Source organism: Pseudomonas aestuarii, from assembly GCF_027988105.1.
GTDB classification, from domain to species: domain Bacteria; phylum Pseudomonadota; class Gammaproteobacteria; order Pseudomonadales; family Pseudomonadaceae; genus Aquipseudomonas; species Aquipseudomonas aestuarii.
In genome coordinates this window covers 1-233 of the sequence record NZ_JAQJZJ010000053.1, presented here as the reverse complement: position 1 = coordinate 233, position 233 = coordinate 1, and the positions used below count along the sequence as shown (strand labels likewise).

Below are 233 nucleotides of genomic sequence, written 5' to 3'. Positions count from 1 at the left end.
CCAGTGCCGCCATCGAGCAGGTCGGCGCCGGCACCACCATCAAGGGTGTCATTGCCAATCCCCCCGTCAAGCAGGTCCACTCCGTCGCCACCATTAAGGACATCGTTGCCTGCGCCGCCGAGCAGCGTGTCGTTGCCAGCATTGCCATTGAGGGTATCGCTACCCTCGCCACCTTCGAGATGGTCGTTCAGCGCACCACCACTGAGGGTGTCGTTACCGTCCAGGCCGAAGAT

1 protein-coding gene is annotated in these 233 nt (G+C 62.7%); it reads right to left on the bottom strand.

The window, feature by feature from the left end:
* Window positions 1-233: calcium-binding protein (locus PH586_RS23530; RefSeq protein WP_271350224.1), on the bottom strand; the 233-nt coding region annotated here is incomplete at both ends.